We start from the raw sequence: 681 nt of genomic DNA on the forward strand, positions 1-681 counted from the left end.
ACTGTAGACAAACACCATGAATTTTGGTGTTTTGCCTACAATCTTTTTTCTTTTAAGAGATAAAGCTAGAAATGTTGATCTCCGCTGCGAGCGGACGCTTTCCGCGGGCACGGCTTCAGCCGCTTCCCTCGCTACGCTCAGTCCAGGGTCTTCAGCTCGCGCTATTCCCGCTGGAGTCGCCGCTCTCCGCTCCAATCAACAGTGCTTCCTATTAAAGGAATGAGGGGATGGATAGGATGGCCAAGAATCAAACTCAATGAACGCGAACAGTTGGAGATACTGACCATAGAGCAGTTGGTTCCTAAAGACCATCTGGTGCGCAAACTGGATGCGGCAATTGATTTCTCCTTTATCTATCGATTAGTTGAAGATCTTTACTCAACCATTGGGAGACCCAGCATAGATCCTGTAGTACTGAGCCAGGTGACATTCATCTATTACACCTTTGGTATCCGTTCCATACGCCAGACAAACAAGGAAATTGAAACGAATGTGGCATACCGTTGGTTTCTAGGATTCGGCTTTCATACAGAGGTTCCTCACTTCTCCATGTTAGGTAAAACTGTGTCCGACGTCTCGCAGATACTGATCAGTTCGAGCAGATCTTACATACCGATCAACCACAAAGGAAGGATAGTGCACGCATAGTAAGAATCACCAAAAAATGATTCAACGCCACAT

General features: G+C 46.3%; 1 pseudogene. It reads left to right on the plus strand.

Features of this window, described 5'->3' with window-relative positions:
* Positions 1-236: 236 nt before the first annotated feature.
* A pseudogene (locus tag H9650_RS20285) lies at positions 237-611 on the plus strand (transposase); the annotation flags it as partial.
* Between the last annotated feature and the right edge of the window lie 70 nt (positions 612-681).

Origin of the sequence: Psychrobacillus faecigallinarum, assembly GCF_014836595.1 — a bacterium.
Taxonomy (GTDB): domain Bacteria; phylum Bacillota; class Bacilli; order Bacillales_A; family Planococcaceae; genus Psychrobacillus; species Psychrobacillus faecigallinarum.